Source organism: Bdellovibrio sp. (assembly GCF_047637665.1).
Classification (GTDB): domain Bacteria; phylum Bdellovibrionota; class Bdellovibrionia; order Bdellovibrionales; family Bdellovibrionaceae; genus Bdellovibrio.
This window is the reverse complement of the sequence record NZ_JBLJBT010000009.1, coordinates 34,080-54,091: the sequence shown is the minus strand read 5'-3', so window position 1 is coordinate 54,091 and position 20,012 is coordinate 34,080. Positions and strand designations below refer to the sequence as shown.

Genomic DNA, 20,012 nt, shown 5'->3' with positions numbered 1-20,012 from the left:
CTGATTATTATCGAATAAAAGGGGGGAAAACTTCAAAAAAAAGTATCAAAACGAAGTCCAGACTTTCGCTATTGTTTCAATCTGAGACATCAATGTCAGGTTTAAGGATCTAGAGGGGCTCGTCCAAGGCTTTTTCGATTTTCTTGATGACTGAATCGGAAGAAGGCTTGGTGATGGAACTCCATCGTTCGATTACGTCCCCGCGTCGGTTGATCAGGAACTTCTCAAAATTCCATGCGACGTCTTTAAATAAAAGTCCGGGTTTTTGCGTGGTCAGAAATTGATAAACGGGTTGTTGATCTTTGCCCGTCACCGGGGCCTTCTCGAAAAGTGGGAAAGTTATCCCATACTCCTTTTCAGCAAACTTCTGAACCTCTTCGTTGGCGCTTTTTTCTTGTTTGAAGTCATTGGAGGGGAAGGCGAGGACAATGAAGCCACGATCTGCGTATTTTTTGTACAAAGCTTCAAGATCCTTCAACTGGGGGGTGAAACCGCATTGGGAGGCGGTGTTTACCACGAGAACCACTTTGCCCCTGTAAGTTGAGAAATGAACCTTTTTCCCAGAGATCGTATTTGCTGAAAGCTCGAAGAAATTCTTCGGGGTCTCTGCAAAACTCCAAGAAGCTCCAAAAATGAGGGATATAGTAAGAAGCAGGCGCATAGAACCTCCGTAGGACTTCCGAGTCTAAGGGGGTGCGTTCGAATTCACAAGAAAAAGACCCCGGGGACTGTTTAGATGCAGCGCGCGGCTTTGACTTTGCTGGAGGCTGATTTTCTAATCATTAAAAGCATTTAGGCTTCATTTTTAAATTTTTGTGGGAGTTTAAAAGACGATGGAGTTGGGAAATCCAGTCATCTTGGTTTCGGCGTTTGGTCGCGGTCATTGGTTGGCGGCAGCGTTGGCTCAAGAAGGTATTAAAACGACTCTGGTCGATGTCTCAGGAAAGCTGGGGGTCTGGCCTTCGGAGGATGTGGAAGGGCCTTTTGGTTTTTTCCGTAACGAGAAGATTTCTGAATCTCAAATGGAGCGTTTGTATTTTGATGATCCCTATTCTGAAGTCTCCAATGGTTTTACCTTGTGGCTTAAAGAAGGACCTTTTGAATGTAAAGGGCCCATCACGAAATTCAAGATTGATAAAAGTCCGCTGTCGCCGCATATCAAGGAATTTCTTTTAAGTCTTCCCGGCGCTAAAAATGGCAAGCATCTTTATAAAAACCTTGATGCCTTTGATTTTGAAAATAGTTGGTTGTTGCACTTGGCCCATCAGTGGGCCGGGACCACTTACATGCCGAATGCGCAAGGGGCTCGTCGAGGGGAACCTTTGCCGGTGTTTTCATCTTTCTTGGTGCGACAAGCGACGCGCAACGGTTTAGAAAAATCTTTGGAATGGCTTGCAACCAAAGGGGTTGAGGTCATTCGCCCCCATCAAATTGTCGATGCCTCTTTCGGCGGTGGTAAAACGATCACCGGCCTTGAATTGTCCGGAGAAAAGCAGGGCTTGTTTCGAATTGAGCAAATCGTTTGGATGCTCACCAGCGAAGAGACTTATTTTTTAAATGAACGACTTGGGAAGTACTTCTTCCCTGAGGGACCCTTAGAGCCTGAGTGGTGTTGGGTGCGTTACCGCGTGGGTCTTCAGCAGTGTTTTGAGAGAGATCATTTGCCGACTCATACGTTGGTGATGGATGACTTGTATTCGCCCTGGACTCACGAAAACATGCTGGTCTTGCAAAGAACCACCGTGCCCGATCAGTTTGATGTTTGGATGAGGATTCCCACAGTCCAAAGATTTAACAAAGAATATCTTACGATCCGCAGTGAACGTATGAAGACCTACTTGATGATGCGAATGTCTTTGTCAGATCCGCAGGTGTTAAGTTTTCCGCAAGAGTACTATTATACTTACGCGCAATTGGGAGCTTCTCGGTTTCCGGTTTTTGGAGCTCCGCAAAGTTCACGGCGTGGAAAAGTTCTTTTTAGTAACTTGCATCTAGATGGTCCAGAGGAGTGGCCTCATTACTCCTGGGGAGCTTATTTCGAGCGCCATGAAATGATCTTAGGTAAGATTTCTCATTGGTGGAAAGAAAAGCTTTTGAAAGAACAAAAAGAGAAAAAGAGAAAGGAACAAGCTCCGTGATCGAACGATACACCCGACCCGAAATGGGCCTCTTGTGGCATGCGGATCATAGATTCGGAAAAATGATGGAAGTGGAGATCGCCGTTGCGCAAGTTCAGGCACAACTGGGAATCATTCCTAAAGGAGCTGCGAAAACGATTGCGCAAAAGGCGCGATTTAATGTGAAGCGTATTTCTGAAATCGAAAAAGAAACCAAACATGACGTTATCGCGTTTGTTTCAAATCTGGCTGAGAGCGTGGGACCGCAAGGGAAATACATTCACTATGGCCTGACGTCCTCTGATGTTCTTGATACCGCCTTCAGTCTGCAAATTCGTGAAGCGGGCGCGGTGTTGATGAAGTCGATCGTCGCCCTAGAGAAATCTTTAAAAAACCTGGTGACGAAGCACGCGGAAACTTTGTGTGCCGGACGCACCCATGGGATGTTTGCAGAGCCTACGACTTTCGGGTTTAAGATGGCCGGCTTCCTGGCTGAAACAGGACGCAATAAAAAGCGCGTGAAGGCCGCCTTGGACAATATGATGATTTGTAAACTGAGCGGGGCGGTCGGAACATATTCCAGTCAGCCGGCGAAGGTTGAAGCTTTGGTGGCAAAAAAACTTCGTTTAAAAGCAGAAACCATCGCGACGCAAGTCATTCCTCGGGATCGTCATGCAGAGATGCTTAACGCCTTGGCGATCTTGGGTACTGGGTTAGAGCGTTTGGCCGTGGAGCTTCGCCACCTGCAAAGAAGTGATGTGGCTGAGGTGACTGAGGGATTCACAAAGGGACAAAAAGGGTCCTCGGCAATGCCCCATAAAAAGAACCCTATCAGTGCGGAAAACATCACGGGATTGTCTCGCCTTCTGCGTGGTTATGCGATTGCAGGTCTAGAGAACGTGGCTCTTTGGCATGAACGAGATATCAGTCATTCTTCGGTTGAGCGGGTTGTTTTCCCGGATGCTTTTATTGTGGCTGATTATGCTTTGAATCGCATGAGCATCCTTTTGGATGGCTTAGATGTTAATAAGAAACGGATGCTTGAAAATATTGAAAGTTCGCAAGGTCAAATCTTCAGCTCTCATGTTCTTTTGGCACTTATTCAAAAAGGCATGGTTCGCGAAGAGGCGTATGCGTTGGTTCAGCGCCTATGTCACTCTTTAGGTTACGGCGAGCATCTGAAGGATAAATTGGTTGTGGACGATCAAGTGCGCAGTCTTTTGAAACCGAGAGAGATCGATGAGATCTTCACCGGTAAAAAACATAAAAAATCGATTAAAGATATTATTAAGAGAGTGTAGCGGTGTCTAACTGGAAATTTCTTAAAGATGGCGATGTGATTGATGTGGTGGCTCCGGGTTATCCGTCGCAAGCTCATGAAGTGGATGGCGCGCGGGATTTTCTTTTAAAATGGAAACTGCAGCCGCGAATCCCCAAGGGACTGATTAAATCGCATTTTTTGCATGCTCATGAAGACGAGCACAGATTTGCTTTTTTAAAAGCGGCGATTGAATCCAAGGATTCCCAAGTTATTTGGTGTCTGCGCGGAGGATACGGCAGCAACCGCCTAGTTCCAATGCTCTCTAAACTCAAAAAACCGAAAGAACCAAAGTTGCTTATTGGAATCAGTGATATTACGTCGTTGCATACCTTCTTTGTGCAAGAGTGGGGCTGGAAGCCTCTTCATGCACCTTTGTTGGATCGTTTAGGACGAAACCTGGTGCCGCCGAAGCTTGAGAAAGAATTGCATCGTATTCTTTTCGGCGAGCAAACTCATGTTGAGTTTAAAAAGTTAAAGCCTTTGAATGAGGCCGCGTCGAAGGTGAGAAATTTAAAGTCCAAAGTTGTCGGAGGGAATCTGACGGTCTTGCAGTCGACGATGGGGACCCCCTGGCAGATTCAAGCGCGGAACTCCCTGCTTTTTGTCGAGGACCTTGGTGAAAGAGGTTACCGCATTGATCGAATGTTTGAACAATTTCGTCAGGCGGGCGTTTTCAAAAACTGTCATGGGTTGATCTTAGGGGACTTTATTGGGGGCGAAGAGCCCGCCACTAAGAAAAATAATTTTAAATTGGTCTTTAAGCGCTGGGCGCAAGATTTAGATATCCCAGTCTTTCAAGGGTTGGAAGCTGGACATGCGGTGATTCAAAGACCCGTTCCTTTTAATACTCCTTGTGTTTTGAGTGTGAAAGAAGGGCGTGGTCATCTGTTGATAGAAACCGGAGGACGTAAGTGAAATTTTCAGTACTTGAAAAGAATCTGATCAAACAGCTTGAAGAGCGCATTAAGGATACGACTCCTGGAGTGATGGTTCGCGCCTATCAGGGCGGACGAATCATCTGCGACGTGGCTGTCGGCAATAACTATGCGTATTATGATTTGGCAAGTCTTACGAAGGTGATCTTTGCGACTCAGGCCATGATGTATGCCTTTGAACTTGGGAAGTGGAATTTTGAAACCAAAGTTTCAGAAATTCTGCCTTGGTTTAATCATAAAGAAACCAAAGTAACCGAGCTATTAACTCATAGTTCTGGGCTTCCTTGGTGGCTGCCGCTGTATCAAGAGATCAACACCCAACTGCCCCGCGAAAAGCGCCGCGAGCAACTTCAGCAAATGCTTCAAAGTCTGAAGTTAGAAAAGCAGGACACGGCAGTTTATTCGGATGTGGGATTCTTGGTGTTGAGTTTCATCATTGAAAAATTATTCGACAAACCTCTTTTGGATGTCTGGGAAGATATTAAAAATAAGTTTTATCTGGGCACCACGTTGGAGTTTCATCCCGACAATCAGTTCTCAACTCGAGTGGGTTTGTTTGCACCGACAGAAGAATGTCCTGTTCGCAAGAAGCTGATTCAAGGGGAAGTGCACGACCTCAACTGCTGGTCTTTAGGTGGGGTGTCGACTCATGCAGGGCTTTTTGGCAGTATTGACGATGTGGGTTGGTTCTCTCTGCATTTGCGTTCACAGCTTATGGGGATTGCTCGCTATTCTATCCGCCAAAAGACGGCGCAGCTCTTTGCAAAAAGAGCCTTGCCGGAAGGGAAAGGCGATTGGGCCATGGGGTACATGATGCCCACTCCGGGATCGGCAAGCTGTGGAACCTATTTTTCTTTAGATTCTATCGGGCATACGGGCTTTACCGGAACCTCGGTGTGGTATGACCCTAAGATGGATATGAGTGTGATTATTTTATCCAATCGAGTCTTGTACGGCTCTGAAAATAAAGCCTTTGGAAAATTACGTCCCGAGATACATAATTGGATTGTTGAAAATTACCGACGCAGTGGGGTTTAGATGGAATTAAAACCGGGAAGTCATATTCACTTGATGGGAATTTGCGGAACAGCGATGGCCTCGATGGCGGGGCTTTTAAAGGATCGTGGGTTTAAGATCACGGGAAGTGATTTAAATCCTTATCCTCCGATGTCCACTCAGCTTGAGAGTTTGGGAATTTCGATCATGAAAGGCTACAGGGCCGAAAACCTTCATCCTCGTCCTGATTTTGTGATTGTTGGAAATGTAATTTCAGCCAACAACGAAGAAGCCCAAGAACTCATGAAGCTGGGTGTTCCTTATACGTCTTTACCCAAAGCGATGGGTGAGTTCATCATTGAAAACCGTGAAAGCGTCGTTGTTTCCGGAACGCATGGGAAAACCACCACCACGTCGATGATGTCCTGGGTTGCGGAAACTCAAGGTGTGAAACCGGGGTTTCTGATCGGTGGAATTCCTAAGAATTTTTCTCAATCTTTTAAGAATCCGGAAGGGAATTATTTTGTTATTGAAGGTGACGAATATGATACCGCCTTCTTTGATAAAGTCCCCAAGTTTGTCCACTATCGTCCCAAACACGTGATTCTAACCTCTGTGGAGTTTGATCATGCGGATATCTATAAGGACCTGCAGGCTGTAAAGGATTCCTTTGCTCGTCTTATGAATTTGATTCCCGAAAATGGAACTTTGATTGCCTGTGGTGAAGACGCCAATGTTTTAGAGCTAAAAAAACTTGCGAAATGCAAAAACTCGTTCACCTATGGTTTTAAGTCCGAGTGTGACTTCCGCGCAAAAGTTTTATTCCAGGATCAAAATGGCGTTGGTTTTGAGGTTCATCATAAGGGTGAAATCTTAGGCCCGTATGCGATGCAGATCACCGGCGACTATAATATTCTCAACGCGACGGCAGTTGTGGCAATGTCGAAGTGTCTTGAATTTTCAGAAAATAAGATCCAACGAGCCCTTGAGTCTTTTGAAGGAGTGAAGCGTCGTCAAGAAATTCTAGGTGAGCCTAATGGGATCTTGGTGATCGAAGATTTTGCCCATCATCCGACGGCGGTCCGCGAAACAGTGAAGGGAATTCAAAAGAAATACCCGGGACGTAAGGTCTTCTCTGTCTTTGAACCGCGAAGTGCGACGTCTCGTCGGAAGGTCTTTCAAAAAGACTATGTTGAAGCCTTTAAAGGCTCTCACGAAGTTCTTTTGGCAAAAGCTTTTGATCAATCCAAAATCGACGAAGAGAATCGATTTTCTTCCCATGAACTGGTGGATGATCTTAAAAAGTCCGGCGTGGTTGCTGAAGATTTTGATGGGGCGGATCAGATTGTTTCTGCTTTGAAGGCGCGAGCTCATCGTGGTGACGTTATTCTCATTATGAGTAACGGTGGTTTTGATGGGATCTATACAAAGCTGATGTCCACGTTGTCTTAGTAAGGCGAGCGGGCGGATCGTGCTTTGCCCACGATATTGATAGTTAAAATTATTCAATTGTCTCAAAATAGAACGAGATCGTATCAAGAGGAAGAGCCCGTAAACCGAAAAGAAGCTAGATGAAGAGTCTAGCTTTCTTTTTTGCCTTTTGGGGAATCATTGCTCTAATGGGGTGCACGCAGGTGGAACCCGTCGTGAGTGCGTTGGGTTATCGATTTTCCTTTTCTGGAAAAGTGAAGTCTTTATCTGTCGATACTCAAGGCAATGTTCTTATCAATGCTGCCAACGTCACCAACGGTTTGGTGGTCGATTTTACCTGCGACACTCATGTTAAAAATATTGAAATTCAAAAAGGGGATCAGTGGGTTTCGCTTTCTCCCTTTGTTGACTCGTCTTATGCGGGAAATGATCTGGATTGTAGCGATGGGAAGGCGTCTGTCAAGATCCTGAACCCGGGGGATCCCTTCAGTGAAGGGGCGGTCTCGACGACGAATAGATTGACCCTTTCCTTTCGCGGGGTCATGAATGGTTTTGCGACCGAAAGTTATTTGTTAAATTATTTCTTTGATACCGTGGCACCTAGCATGACATTGGCTTCGACAAGTTATGCGGTTGCGCCCGGCGACCAGAGCCTGTCGCTTTCTGGCACCTGCAGTGAAAATGGCGAGAGTCTACTGGTGACAGGCGACTTTAGCGGTGAGACAAAGTGTGCGGCCGGTGTGTGGAGTGTTCTGTTGGACACGTCCTCTCGCCCGGAGAATGGAACATTTCATCTTGAGGTTGAGCATGTGGACTTTGTTGGGAATAGGTCTGCGGGACATTCTGCCGCCGTTGTGAAATCAGGCTTTCCAAGTCTGACAGTGTCTTCTCCATTGGTCACCTCATTTATAAATGCTTCTAACAGCGGAAGCTTTCCGTTGTCGGGAACCTGTTCTGAGTCAGGACGTGCTGTTGATGTTTCATGGGGCGTGGGCACTTCGCAGTTCTTATGCTCTTCGGGAGTATGGAGCGGTTCAGTGAGTCTAACGACCGTGCCTGAGGGCTTGGTGACATTCCGTTTTAATCATTCAAGCGGAACTTTCGCAGCGATGGAAAGGCAAGTCACTGTTGTTAAAGATACTGTGGCACCTGCACTCTCTATTTTGAGCCCTGTTTCCATTCAAACAGTCAATGCCACGGGGCCTGGGAGTCTTTCATTCTCGGGCACGTGTGAGTCTGGTTTCAATGTTATTTTGTCGGATGGGGCATACTCGTCATTCACGGTAAGTTGTGCTGCGGGAGTATGGAGTTACGATTTAGATACAAATTTGCTGTTTGAAGGAACTCACATCATGACGGCGACACAAGTGGACAGCGCCGGAAACTTAGGGACTGCGGCCTCGACCGTTGAAGTTCTTAAAGATACTCAAACTCCGGCTCTTGCTTTGGGTGGTTTTCCCTCGGGACGTAGTAATGCCACTAATTTCAATTACTCTGTGACCGGAGAATTTAACTATTATCGTTCGAAAGTCCTTTTGGGGTCGACCTCCGCGTGTTTAAGCGCTCTTGCTGGAGAATCTTTTGTTTTAGGAAATGCGGGTTCTTACAATCTCAATATTGCGGGGTTAACAGACGGAGCTTTGAGTTTCTGTATTGAGGCTAAAGACCTTGCCGGAAATCTTACTTCGCAAAGTGTTTCTTGGATTAAAGACACCACAGCGCCCAGTAGTGGTTTCACAATTCGCTATCGCCAGACGTCCTTAAGTACTGCTCTTTTTGCGGTTGAAACGGGGGATGTTGATTTGAGTGCCTACTCTTACGCTCTTATTGCGGCGGGAGGAGATTGTGCTTCGACGAGCTATTCTCTGGATGTCTCTATTGCCACGGCCACGTCTTTATCAGGACTTTCTTTGAGTGATCCAAAAAGACTTTGTGTCACTGTCAGGGACAGTAGCTGGAATTATTCAGTCCCTGTTGTTAAAGACTTTACGCTTCGAGACCCCTGTTCTCAAGAAATCCGAACGGGAAACACCGAGATTCGAATCTATAAGACAGTGGGGACTCAAACCTTGGCTGTTCCAACGGATGCCTTTGTCTGCCTGAGAGCCTGGGGCGGCGGCGGAGGTGGGGCATATAATCCCGGATCTTGCGCACCAGATGATGGAGGATTTGGGGGCTTCGGGGGATACTCTTCTAATTACTATGCTAACGGCATGGGAAACAGTCTATCAATCACAGTGGGTGCCGGCGGTGTCGGGGTCAGCAGTGGAATTGCGGGGACTGGAGGAACGAGTACGATTTCCGTTGTTTCTAGTGGAACCGCTCTTGTGACGGCTCAAGGTGGTGGAGGGGCAACGGGTGGAACTTGCACTGAAGGTGCCAGTGGAGCTGGTTATAGTAGTTCTATCGATGGATATATTTACGGTGCGGGCACATACTCGCCCCCTTTGGCGTCTCATCCTTACCGACATTCAAGCTACTTCTATCAAATGATTTCAGGGACATTGAGCCCGAGTATTTTTTGTGGAACCACGACCGGTCAGCCAGGTTATAACAGCAACTCTTCTGGAAGTCCTGGGTGCGCACTTATCAAGTGGTTTACCGACTAAAATCATTTTAATGCGCCGCTACATCGGATGATTTTAAAAACCTTAAAAAAGGTCTGTTTCCCTCTCAAGATGCGATGCGTTTTCGAGTGTATTGGCGCCCTGCCTTAGCTACTTTTTTTCCCTATGTCGAATCTTACGCCGCTCATGAAACAGTTCTGGGATATTAAATCAATTCATCAGGATAAAATCCTTCTTTTTCGTATGGGGGATTTTTTTGAGATGTTTTATGAGGACGCTGTCACAGCGGCTCCTGTTCTGGGGATTGCGCTAACCCAGAGAAATAAAAAATCACAAGATGAAACGCCGATGTGCGGAGTTCCTCATCACTCGATCGCAGGCCCGATCAATAAGCTTTTGGCTGCGGGATTTAAGGTGGCCATTTGTGATCAGCTTGAAGATCCTAAATTAGCGAAAGGGATTGTAAAGCGCGGGGTGACCCGTGTTCTCACTCCAGGTATGGTTTATGACTCTGACACTCTGGACGGGACCAAACCTCATTATCTCGTCAGTCTGGACAATGAGTCGATCAGTTTTTTGGATACGACAACGGGCGAGGCCTTTTTCTTTAGATCAAAGAACACCAAAGATCTTTTGCGTTTTATTCAAATTCTTCCGGTTGCCGAAGTGGTGATCGCAAAAGAGGACGAGTCTTTGCTGAAAGGACTTGATGGGGTTCTTATCAGCTATCATGAAGAGATTGAATCTGCCCTTCATGATCTATTGAAGAATCAGGCGCCACTTTCTTCGGCGCGTTTGATCTCTTACGTAAAAAATCTTTCTGGCGAAGAATCTTTGGCGACACTGTCTCCATTCATTGAAAAAGATCTTGAACATCGCCTGGAAGTTTCAGGGACTGTTCTGCGACATCTTGAGGTATTTTCAACTTACAAAGGCGAAGGATTGGGAAGTTTATTTCACTCGATCAATCGCACTCAGACCTCAGCGGGAAGTCGTCTTCTGCGTCAGTGGTTGAGTTTTCCTTTGCGCGATATCAAGTCGATCGAATCACGATTAAACGCAGTGGATTTTTGGCGAAGCCATGTTCTTGAACTTAAACGCGCTCGGCAAATACTAGGGCAAATGGGCGATATTGAGCGCCGTTTGGGAAAAATTTCTCAACCTCAGTGCAATGGTCGCGATCTTCTGGCTTTGGCGGGAAGCGTGCATGCCGGAATTAGTGCTTTGGAAGTTCTTGTTCATGCCAGCGGAGGAACGGCCAATTTTGAACCTCTTCGCGAGTTGGCCTATAAAATTGAACGCACTTTGGTTGAAGATCCGCCCTTGGCGACCAAACAAGGTTACTTAATCCGTCAGGGGATCTCTGCCGAGTTGGATGAGTTGATTGAGCTTTCAACTCACTCTCAGTCTTTGGTTGCGCGCATGGAGGCAGAGGAAAAAGAAAAGACAGGAATTTCGAGTCTGAAGATTCGCTATAATAACGTCTTTGGGTACTACATTGAGATTACCAATACTCATAAAGACAAGGCTCCTGCCCACTATCAAAGAAAACAAACACTGACCAATGCAGAACGCTATTGCACGGACGAGTTGGTGGAGTTGGAACGAAAAGTTTTGAGCGCCAATACCAAACGCGCAGACCTTGAATATGAGTTCTTTGAAGCTCTTAGAAAAGAAATCCTTCATCAGTGCCCGGCATTGTTGGCCTTGGCTCGTGAATGCAGTGAAATGGATGTGGTGGCGGGACTTGCTTGGTTAAGTCTTGAAGAAAAATATGTTCGTCCTCAATTTACCCAAGATGGGTCTTTGAAGCTTCGGGCCAGTCGTCATCCAGTTGTCGAACAAACCGTGAAAAAGAATTTCGTAGCGAACGACATTGAGCTTCGTCCGCACTCGTGTTTGTTGCTGACCGGTCCCAATATGGCCGGGAAATCGACTTTGATGAGACAAGTTGCATTGACGGCGATCTTAGCGCAAATGGGATCTTTTGTTCCTTGTGATGAAGCTTTCTTGCCTGTTTTTGATGCCATCTTCACTCGTATTGGAGCCAGCGATCAGTTGTCCGAAGGTCTTTCTACTTTTATGGTCGAGATGACGGAGACCTCCGCAATGCTTAAAAATGCCACGCAGAATTCACTGGTGATTCTGGATGAAGTGGGGCGCGGAACAAGCACCTTTGATGGAATGTGTTTGGCGCAAGCGATTTTAGAACATCTTTTAAGTGACGTGAAGGCTTTGACGTTCTTTGCGACTCACTATCATGAACTGACGACACTTGATCAGAGCTTCGCTCAAATCACCAATGCCCACATGACGGTGGCAGAAAGAAATGGTGAAATTCGTTTCTTACATACTCTGGTGAAGGGGCCGGCATTAAAGTCCTACGGGGTTCAGGTGGCGGAGCTAGCTGGACTTCCGGCCGCTGTTACAAAAAGAGCGAAGGGACTTTTGCGTGAAGTGGAATCTAAGCGCGTTCAGGCGACAAGCCAGCTTTCGTTATTGGATCAGCTTTCTGTAGAAACGGTTCCACATGATATTGAGGCCTCGACAAAATTGCCGCAAGAGATTCAGAGTTTGATGGACGAAGTTGAGAAGTTCCCTCTGATGCAGATGAGTCCTTTAGAGGCGATGAATCAGATTGCGAAGTGGAAAGAGATTGTGGCTCGCACTGGACAGGAAGTTTAACTACCTATGGCTTTAAAGTCCTTCCTTTCTTCAGAACAGTGGGCTCAAGCACAGGATGTTTTAACTCCGCCGCTTATGACACCTGACGGAGATGTTCGTCAGGTGTTTTGTTTTTCAAATGAGAACTTTTCCTCGTGGCTGGGAGCTCGACTTGAAGAACTTTTTAAATCATCTAAAGAGTGGGAAGCTTGTCATCCTGTGATTTTGGGCTCCTGGGCGCGGGGGGAATTGAGTCCTAAGTCTGATATCGATGTGCTTTTCTGTGGGGACGAGGCGACAGTAAAAAGATTCGTGGATCATCTGCAAGAACAAGGTTTTAAGCTGCGCTATCGTATGCCTCAGAATCCCGAAGACTGGACGGAAAATGTCGAGGCCTTTGATATTCTGGCGTTATTGAAAGCGCGTCCTTGGACTCCGGAAGCGGCTCGTAAGCTGTTTGAACAGCAGAAAAAGATCTGGAATAGGAAGAAATACTATCGTCAGGTTCTTCTCAAGGCCGTGAAGGAAGAACGAAAAAATCGAGCTCGTCGTTTTGATTCCATCACGAACTATTTAGAACCAAACATCAAGTACGGTCCTGGGGGACTTCGCGATCTGGAGCAAGGGTTGCAGATCTATGAACTCTTCGCGGAAAAATTCACTCATCCTGGACACGCGCTGAATGTGCTTCAATACTATCGCAGTTATTTCTTAAGTCTTCGTCATAAGCTGCATCTTGAAGGACACGGCGACATTCTTTCGAATGCCATTCAGTTTGATCTTGGTCAGTGGATGGGATTTAAGTCGCACAAAGATTTTATGCGTGATTTGCAGCGTGGCCTTTCACGAGTGCATTTCTATTCTGACTGGATTGTTGAGGTGGCGGAAGCCTCCGAGAAAGAATTAAAATCCCTCGAAGGACTGGAGTTCAAGAAGTTTGAGGACTTCACGTCTGTGTTACATAAAAACTCCAGCGTTCTGGTGCAAAAGAAGGTGCGCGAGAAGCTCGACCTTCTTTTACCAGATATGAAAGTGAAATCCTTGGCAAAACGCCGAGGGGCTGTTTTAGAAAAAGTTCTTCAGGTCACAGTGCCAGATCCTTTTCTGGTCAGTGTCTTTCGTTCCCGACTTATTGATAAATTGGTTCCCGAGATCCGCCGCCTGGTGGGGTACGTTCAGCACGATCAGTATCATCGTTTTACGGCTGACTCTCATATCATGCAGGCATGTCGTGAGGTGAAACGAATTTATAAGAAGGCCTCTGAACTAGGACCTCTTAAAATATTCCATAACAAGCTGACAAACGAAGACTGGCGCATTCTTTCTTGGGCGTGTCTTTATCATGATCTGGCAAAAGGTTTGGAAAGTTCGGAACACCACGCTGATTTAGGTGTGGCGATCGTGGAAAAAGATTTTCGCAGTTACGGCTTTAATAAAGTTTTTACGGAGGAAGTAAAATGGATGGTGAAAAATCATCTGGAGCTTTCTCAAGCGGCCTTCCGTAAAAACCCTAAAGATCCCAAGGTGTGGCAAGAGTTGCGTGAAAAAGGTGTCGAAGGAGCCAGACTCTATCGTTTGGCGCTATTTACGGCGATCGACATTCGTGCCACGAATCCCGAAGCCTGGAATGAGTGGAAGTCGAAACTTCTTAAAGAGCTGGTTATAAGTTTGGAATCTAAAAAGGCCCAAGACTATTTCGACTTTCAGACGTTGCGGGCTCGTAAAAAGTTGAATATTCCTTCCGAGATTATTGAGGAGTTGGGTCCCGTTCTGCTAGACAGTCTGGCCATGAAGGATTTGGTGGACGATCTAAAAAAAGCAGAGTTGGCTGAGAGTTCTTTAAAGCCCTGGGTTTATAAAACTCGCAAGGGAGAGATCTGGATTCGCTTCCATGAGAAAAAAGATCGTAAAGGCCTTTTAAGCGATTATGTGGGGCAATTATATTCATTGGGCTTGGGAATTCGCCATGCTTCGATCCACACCTTATCCAAGGTGGGCGTTTATGACTGGTTTCAAGTGGTGACTTCAAAAAATATTTCTCAACTGACCAAGATTCTTGAAAATGCCAAGGTTCAGTCTAAATCGATTCCTGATGTGAAGTTTGATGGAATTCAGCTTATCAGTGCCGATGAAAAAGAGTGGGTGATCAGTTTTAAAGGTCCCGATCAGCCAGGCCTTTTGGCGTCAGCGGCAAAGTCTTTGAGTGATTTGGGTTTTAGTATTAAATCAGCGAAGGTGCATACCTGGGGCCGACAAGTGGATGATATCTTTTTTGTGAAAGCCTCTGAGAATCCTCAGCAGATGATTGAAGCACTTAAGGAAAAGTATCATCTTTCGAATTAGACTGAGATCAAAACATGAAGCTGCCCTGTCAGAGCAGCTTTAGGGACGAGAAAAATTAATTTCCCTTTTTCTTGGAAGCACCCGTAATACCGGTGTGGTTTCGCCAGTTATTTTGAGGATCTGTTTTAGTGCGATTGTGCCAAGCTTCCCATTTCTTTTTAGGAAGTTTGTGGGCGACATTTCCTTTTTCGTCGAAAATATCTGGATCTTTGCCTACTAGAAAATCACCGATGGATTTGAGAATTCCCATTTTAAAACCGCTCCTTAGATGTCGATTTAATATAATCGAGGAGCGGCCTTAAGGGGAAGACGGAATCATGGAACTTATGCTGCTTGTCAAAAATTAAGAACGAGGGTTTGCGCAAACGTCGATAATGTCCAGACCACGGTCTTCAGACACTTTGCCTGCGCCCTTATAGAAGCTAAAACATTGTTGTGCGGCTTGTTCATAAGCTTCTTCGTAACTGCCAGCGGCTCTCTTGACTTCAAGGGTTTGTCCTGAAAGCTGGTACTTAAAAGTATATTCTTTCCCTGGGGCCTCTTTGCTGGTCCAAGCAAAAGAGCTGCAAGAAAAAGCCAAGATTGCGATAGTAAGAAGTGTCTTCATAAGTTCCCCCTTGTTGGGTTGTCCGTCTTTGTCTTTCTAAAGAGCAAGGGGTGGGCCATGGGGTCCGGGGCTGTCTCGTTAAAACACACCTTAAGATATTGAATATATTGAAGAATAAGGTCTCAGTTTGGGGCATGCCAGGCGAACCGTGTTAGCCCTCCAACATGACAGGTTTGGGAATGCGGTTGAATATATTTTAGACACTGGCTAAGCTCAAAGAAATCAACCAAGGACGTGTGTGATGAGATTTTTTCTGTTTTTAGTTTTGAGCCTTTCTTTGACTTCCGCCTTTGCTGTCACCAAAGGGCAATTCATGGGTCGCCAGATGATCATCAATATCGCGTCGACTCAATATGATGGTTCGGTCGATGGGACTCCTCAGTTGTTATTTGACGTTATGAACCGCCCTGAACAGGATTCTTTCTTGGGGAAGGGGAAAGCCTTGGAGGCTCCTCAGAATGTCTTGAACTTTGTCTGTGCCCGTCGCGGAGAGAACAATTACCAGTGTTCTATTTATGTCCATCAAAGTGCTTACGGTCGCATCGCCCCAGGGAAAGCCTATTTCGAAGTCAAAGGGGATCAAGCCAAGGCCTTGTTTGATCAATTTCATACCAATGGAGCAAATTTTTCATTCCGTGACGAGGCGAACACCTTCGCCATTTGGGCCACCCCAGCACGATTTGTAATACAGTTCTCAGACCAGGGTATTTAATAGAAATCCCATGGATCAAGAGCGTATTTATGCTATAAGAGCCCTCTGAAAAGAGGGCTTTTTTTATGAAGAATCTCGTCGCCATTTTTTTGTTGTTACTTTCCACGGCAGGGCACGCTCAAACTCTTTTGGTGAGCGATGTGGATGATACGATCAAATTGGCGAACGTGAAGGATCTTTCTTCCGCGGCACAATATGCTTTTGATGAAGAAAGCCGCTTCTTGGGCATGAGCGAGCTTTACAATCTCATCGTGAAGGATCGCCCTGAAACAGAAATTATCTATCTATCTCGGGCTCCAGAGTGGTTTATGGGGCGAACTCACCGTAAGTTTTTAAGAAACGGCAAGTTCCCGCAAGGAACCTACATCCCTCGCACAGACTACGGCAGTGATGTTCACAAGATTCAGACGTTGCGCAATCTTCTGGATGATAAAAAACCCCGTAAGGTAATTCTGATTGGTGACAATGGCGAGCAGGATGCCGAGATCTATGCTCAGATCGCAAAAGAATATGCCAATCAGGGGATTGAGTTTTATCAATTTATCCGGGTTGTTTATAGCAAGAATACTTACTTGGACGGAGGCGCCTTGCTTCTGCAAGACCAGACGGGGTTTGTGACACCGGTTGAGATGGCTCTGGAGTTAGAGAAAAACCATTTACTTGAAACCAGTTCGGTTCAGTGGGTGATGGAAAAATTAGTTCCCAAAATTCTTATGCAAAAATCTCATGCGGCGGAAGGGGAAGTGGCCTTTCCTTTTTTCGTGAGCTGCGGAGATCTTAAGTGGACCTGGGACGAAAGTCTGACGCGCTTTGAAGTTATGAGGTCTTTTAAAGATCGTATTGTTGCTCGTTGTAAAATTAAACCCTAGTTGTCTATGTTGTTAAAATACCAGCTTCCCCGTGTTTACGAAAATATCTTACCTCGGGAGATTTTAAATTTCTCCCCAGATGAACAAAAAGCGACTTGCGATTCTTGTGCGATGTCGCGTCCTCGACATCGTGGGAAGATCCACTATCGCGAGGATTTGAAGTGTTGTACTTTTCATCCCTTTCTTCCGAACTACATGGTCGGGGCTCTTTTTAAAGAAGAGTCCTCAACAGAAGCACATCGGATCTTTCGTGATAAGATCGCGCGTCGTGAGTACGCGCTGCCGATTGGAATGGTGGCTCCTGTAAAATACCAAGTGGCCTTTAATCAAAGGCAAGAAGGTGATTTTGGGCAAAGGGAAGAGTGGCTTTGTCCCTACTACAACAAAGAAAAGCAAAATTGCAATGTGTGGAGAAATCGTGGCGTTGTCTGCACCACGTTCTTTTGCAAGAGTTCTTATGGAAAAGCAGGACTTAAATTCTGGGAAAAGATGAGCAGCTATCTTTGGTACGTGGAGCTGGCCTTATTGGAAGAAGCGTTGGTGATGTTGGATTTTTCCCCACGTCAGATTATGACTTTATTAGATTATCACAATCGTTTTGAGGGGACAGTGGCTGAAAAAAAATCCTGGGTGATGCCAGAAAGTAAGGCCAAAGAACTTTGGAACGGGTATTATGAAGATCAGGAAAGCTTTTATAAGAAATGTCACGATGTCGTCGTGAATATGGATAAAAAAGCATTTCATGAATTAATCGGCGAGCAGGGGCAGGCGTTAGAGGAGGACCTCTTTTCATTTCTACCCCATATGGTGAAAGAGAAATAGACATGGCAAGCATTAAAGAAAGACAAGATCAGGTCATTCAGGAATTCTCAGCGCTCACGCAATGGGAAGATCGTTATAAAAAGATTATTGATTTGGGAAAGACTTTGCCCGAATTGTCCGAAGATTTGAAAACAGAGCAGAACATCGTGAAAGGATGCCAGTCTCAAGTCTGGTTGGTGGCTCATCTCAATGAACAGGGCCAAGTGGTTCTTCAAGGTGACAGTGATGCCCTGATTGTGAAGGGCTTGGTGGGGCTTTTGTTAAGAGTTTATTCAGGGGCAACGCCGAGTGAAATTCTCTCAACACCGCCTGAGTTTTTAAGAGCTTTGGGGTTCGAAGGGAATCTTTCTCCGAGCAGGGCTAACGGCCTGCATTCGATGTTGAAGCAGATCAAACTCTATGCGACGGCTTTCGAATATCTTCTTAAGAATAAAAAATAGTTTGTTTTTCCTCCTCACATTACGCAGACTTTTTAAGAGGGGAATGTTCAGGATGAACATTCAGAGGGGAAAAAGTGAAAAGGAATTCATTTGTAGCGGCCATCAGTGTCGCGTTCGCAGCCACGTGTTCAGTTGGATTTGTTAATATCACACCCAAAGTTATCTACGGAGAAGACAATCGTGCTGATGTGTACGAAGTCACTCGCGCAGATGTGCGTGAAATTGCAGACTCTACTGTTGCCTTGATTCATGTTCGTGATCTTACGGATTCAGGAAATGGTGTGATGAAAATCCTCACTTCTCAATATGGCCGAGAGATGAATCTTTGTTCTGATGAACCATTCTACGATCAGCCCACGGCTGCAAACTGTTCGGGTTCTTTGGTGGGAGAAGATCTTATAGCGACGGCGGGTCACTGTATCAGCAGTTCTGACTGTTCTAGCTATGCTTTTGTTTTTGGTTTCAAAATGGCCGACGCAAAAACAGGTCCTGAATCAGTCCCTGCAGAGGATGTTTATAAGTGCAAAGAAATCGTGGCTCGCGAATACACCAGTGCGCAGGACTACGCTTTGGTCAAATTGGATCGCCCTGTTCGTGGTCATCGGGCTTTGACTTTGCAACAAACGCCGGTTCAACCAGGGGATGCAATCTATGTGGTAGGTCATCCGTCAGGACTTCCTACGAAAGTGGCGGACGGAGCGGTTGTTCGTAATCAGTTGGGGACTTATTTCAACTCCAACCTAGATACTTACGGTGGAAACTCTGGCTCTGCTGTTTTTAACGCCAGAACTAATGAGGTTGTTGGAATCCTGGTTCGCGGAGCAACGGATTTTACCTATGATCGCGCGAAAAAATGCACTAAGAGCAATCGTTGCACAGAGGATGGTTGTCGCGGTGAAGATGTGACGAACATTTCTTACATCGTGCAAGCGTTAAAGAAATAATAATAAATTAAATCAGAAGATTGAAAAGGGAGCCCCAAAAAGCTCCTTTTTTATTTTGTATCAGAGGTCTTTTTCGTAGAGTCCACAGCATCAGAACAAGAGGATTTATCGCCCCGTCCTTCTGTGTTTTTCCCGCAAGTGGAGGAAGAGGTTTTCTTTTCAGAGGTGCTGGCGGGCTCTCGTGGAATTGGTTTTTTTTCTGATTCCATTATCTGTTTTCGCAGGATGAGCTGAGTGGCATCCATGCTGCTGCCATCCGGTTCAACCCAATTGGGTGATCCCTTGATGAAGTGAGGAATACTTAAGAGAAAGGCGATGAAAAGAATCTGTTTCATAGGGCCTCCCTTTACATAGAAATCCTAGCATGTTTAAGACGAGTATTGATTAAATTGTCAGGTGACGCTCGTCGTAGGGAGGGAAGTGTGTATCCTGACGAGATGAACTCTCGCCAGGATAAATACGTGAGGAATTTCTGAATGTTTAAACCGTCGCGTGAACGCGGTGAGTGTCATCCATATCGTCAAGATAGTTCAAAAACTCTTCCACATCTTTACGTTGAGCCTCAGTGAGCTCTGTAATGTTCTTAGCTTTGAAGGACAGTTCACTGGTTGTGATCTTCCAGCCACGCTTCATTAAAGCATCACGAACAGCGTCCAGATCCTCGGCATTGCTGAAAAACTCACAGGTGCCATTTTCATCGCGAGAAACCTCATTGGCGCCCGCTTCGATAGCTTCCTCGTCGGGATCATAAGATCCGTCCTTGGTGCCTTCGATAAGGCCGACGCGATCAAACATCCACGCGACAGAACCAACTTCCCCCATATTGCCTTCATGTGACTTAAAGGCGTGACGCATATCGGGCGCTGTTCTGTGTTTGTTATCAGTTTGGCATTCCACGATAACGCCAACACCATGAGGGCCATATCCCTCGTAGGTGATCTCTTCAATGATTTTACCATCATCCAAAAGACCCGCTCCCTTTTTGATCGCTCTTTCGATCGTATCATTGGGGCAAGAAACTTTTTTAGCAGCATCAATGGCCAGGCGGAGACGGGAATTGGCGCTCGGGTCAGGGCCACCAGCTTTTGCAGCGACAGAGATCTCTCTGGCTAGCTTGGTGAATATTTGCCCTTTTTGTTGAGCCTTCTCAACTTTACCCGCGTTTTTCCATGACTTTCCCATATATCTCCTAGCGCAGATCGTTTGTTTATTGCGCTAAGTGCTATTGCAACAAATCAGGAAAT

At 45.9% G+C, this 20,012-nt stretch carries 18 protein-coding genes; 13 read left to right on the top strand and 5 right to left on the bottom strand.

Annotated elements, in window-relative coordinates; all coding sequences use genetic code 11:
- Positions 1 to 109: 109 nt before the first annotated feature.
- Positions 110 to 661, bottom strand: coding sequence for a glutathione peroxidase (locus ACM64D_RS01785; RefSeq protein WP_415061468.1), 552 nt, complete (start codon positions 659 to 661; stop codon positions 110 to 112).
- 172 nt (positions 662 to 833) lie between these two features.
- Here ACM64D_RS01785 and ACM64D_RS01780 point away from each other — a divergent pair, with 172 nt between their 5' ends.
- The 8 genes from ACM64D_RS01780 to ACM64D_RS01745 all read left to right on the top strand — a co-directional run bounded on the left by ACM64D_RS01780 (position 834) and on the right by ACM64D_RS01745 (position 14,374).
- On the top strand, positions 834 to 2,138 hold the full coding sequence (locus ACM64D_RS01780; protein WP_415061467.1) for a hypothetical protein: 1,305 nt from the start codon (positions 834 to 836) through the stop codon (positions 2,136 to 2,138).
- Positions 2,135 to 3,418: an adenylosuccinate lyase gene (purB, locus tag ACM64D_RS01775; protein WP_415061510.1), complete on the top strand. Its 1,284-nt coding sequence runs from the start codon at positions 2,135 to 2,137 to the stop codon at positions 3,416 to 3,418. Before ACM64D_RS01780 ends, purB begins: the two co-directional genes overlap by 4 nt.
- A gap of 2 nt (positions 3,419 to 3,420) precedes the next feature.
- Positions 3,421 to 4,353, top strand: a complete 933-nt coding sequence (locus tag ACM64D_RS01770; protein WP_415061466.1) for a S66 peptidase family protein — start codon at positions 3,421 to 3,423, stop codon at positions 4,351 to 4,353.
- On the top strand, positions 4,350 to 5,411 hold the full coding sequence (locus ACM64D_RS01765) for a serine hydrolase domain-containing protein (RefSeq protein WP_415061465.1): 1,062 nt from the start codon (positions 4,350 to 4,352) through the stop codon (positions 5,409 to 5,411). The genes ACM64D_RS01770 and ACM64D_RS01765 overlap by 4 nt, the downstream gene beginning before the upstream one ends.
- Positions 5,412 to 6,821: a UDP-N-acetylmuramate:L-alanyl-gamma-D-glutamyl-meso-diaminopimelate ligase gene (gene mpl, locus ACM64D_RS01760; protein WP_415061464.1), complete on the top strand. Its 1,410-nt coding sequence runs from the start codon at positions 5,412 to 5,414 to the stop codon at positions 6,819 to 6,821. It begins immediately after the preceding gene.
- 119 nt (positions 6,822 to 6,940) lie between these two features.
- Entirely contained in the window at positions 6,941 to 9,409 is a 2,469-nt protein-coding gene (locus ACM64D_RS01755) for a hypothetical protein (RefSeq protein WP_415061463.1), read from the top strand.
- 144 nt (positions 9,410 to 9,553) lie between these two features.
- The gene (mutS, locus tag ACM64D_RS01750) at positions 9,554 to 12,052 is read left to right on the top strand and encodes a DNA mismatch repair protein MutS (protein ID WP_415061462.1); all 2,499 of its coding nucleotides are present in this window, start codon (positions 9,554 to 9,556) and stop codon (positions 12,050 to 12,052) included.
- Between the two features lie 6 nt (positions 12,053 to 12,058).
- The gene (locus ACM64D_RS01745) at positions 12,059 to 14,374 is read left to right on the top strand and encodes an HD domain-containing protein (protein WP_415061461.1); all 2,316 of its coding nucleotides are present in this window, start codon (positions 12,059 to 12,061) and stop codon (positions 14,372 to 14,374) included.
- 55 nt (positions 14,375 to 14,429) lie between these two features.
- Here ACM64D_RS01745 and ACM64D_RS01740 read toward each other — a convergent pair whose 3' ends face one another.
- On the bottom strand, positions 14,430 to 14,624 hold the full coding sequence (locus ACM64D_RS01740; protein WP_415061460.1) for a hypothetical protein: 195 nt from the start codon (positions 14,622 to 14,624) through the stop codon (positions 14,430 to 14,432).
- Between the two features lie 93 nt (positions 14,625 to 14,717).
- Positions 14,718 to 14,981: a hypothetical protein gene (locus tag ACM64D_RS01735; RefSeq protein WP_415061459.1), complete on the bottom strand. Its 264-nt coding sequence runs from the start codon at positions 14,979 to 14,981 to the stop codon at positions 14,718 to 14,720.
- A gap of 241 nt (positions 14,982 to 15,222) precedes the next feature.
- Between ACM64D_RS01735 and ACM64D_RS01730 the strand changes: the two genes are divergently transcribed.
- From ACM64D_RS01730 to ACM64D_RS01710, 5 genes are all read left to right on the top strand, one after another.
- Positions 15,223 to 15,693: a hypothetical protein gene (locus tag ACM64D_RS01730; protein ID WP_415061458.1), complete on the top strand. Its 471-nt coding sequence runs from the start codon at positions 15,223 to 15,225 to the stop codon at positions 15,691 to 15,693.
- A gap of 65 nt (positions 15,694 to 15,758) precedes the next feature.
- Entirely contained in the window at positions 15,759 to 16,562 is an 804-nt protein-coding gene (locus ACM64D_RS01725) for a phosphatase domain-containing protein (protein ID WP_415061457.1), read from the top strand.
- Positions 16,563 to 16,568: 6 nt separating this feature from the next.
- Complete coding sequence (locus ACM64D_RS01720) at positions 16,569 to 17,384, top strand: hypothetical protein (protein WP_415061456.1); 816 nt, start codon at positions 16,569 to 16,571, stop codon at positions 17,382 to 17,384.
- A gap of 2 nt (positions 17,385 to 17,386) precedes the next feature.
- Positions 17,387 to 17,824, top strand: coding sequence for a SufE family protein (locus ACM64D_RS01715; RefSeq protein WP_415061455.1), 438 nt, complete (start codon positions 17,387 to 17,389; stop codon positions 17,822 to 17,824).
- A gap of 74 nt (positions 17,825 to 17,898) precedes the next feature.
- The gene (locus tag ACM64D_RS01710) at positions 17,899 to 18,768 is read left to right on the top strand and encodes a trypsin-like peptidase domain-containing protein (RefSeq protein WP_415061454.1); all 870 of its coding nucleotides are present in this window, start codon (positions 17,899 to 17,901) and stop codon (positions 18,766 to 18,768) included.
- A 50-nt stretch (positions 18,769 to 18,818) separates the two neighbouring features.
- On the opposite strand, the gene ACM64D_RS01705 is transcribed toward ACM64D_RS01710, so the two are convergent.
- Both ACM64D_RS01705 and ACM64D_RS01700 read right to left on the bottom strand, forming a co-directional pair.
- Positions 18,819 to 19,103 carry a hypothetical protein gene (locus tag ACM64D_RS01705; protein ID WP_415061453.1) on the bottom strand — a complete coding sequence of 95 codons (285 nt, stop codon included), beginning with the start codon at positions 19,101 to 19,103 and terminating at the stop codon, positions 18,819 to 18,821.
- A 145-nt stretch (positions 19,104 to 19,248) separates the two neighbouring features.
- Positions 19,249 to 19,950, bottom strand: coding sequence for a YebC/PmpR family DNA-binding transcriptional regulator (locus ACM64D_RS01700; protein WP_415061452.1), 702 nt, complete (start codon positions 19,948 to 19,950; stop codon positions 19,249 to 19,251).
- Positions 19,951 to 20,012 lie beyond the last annotated feature (62 nt).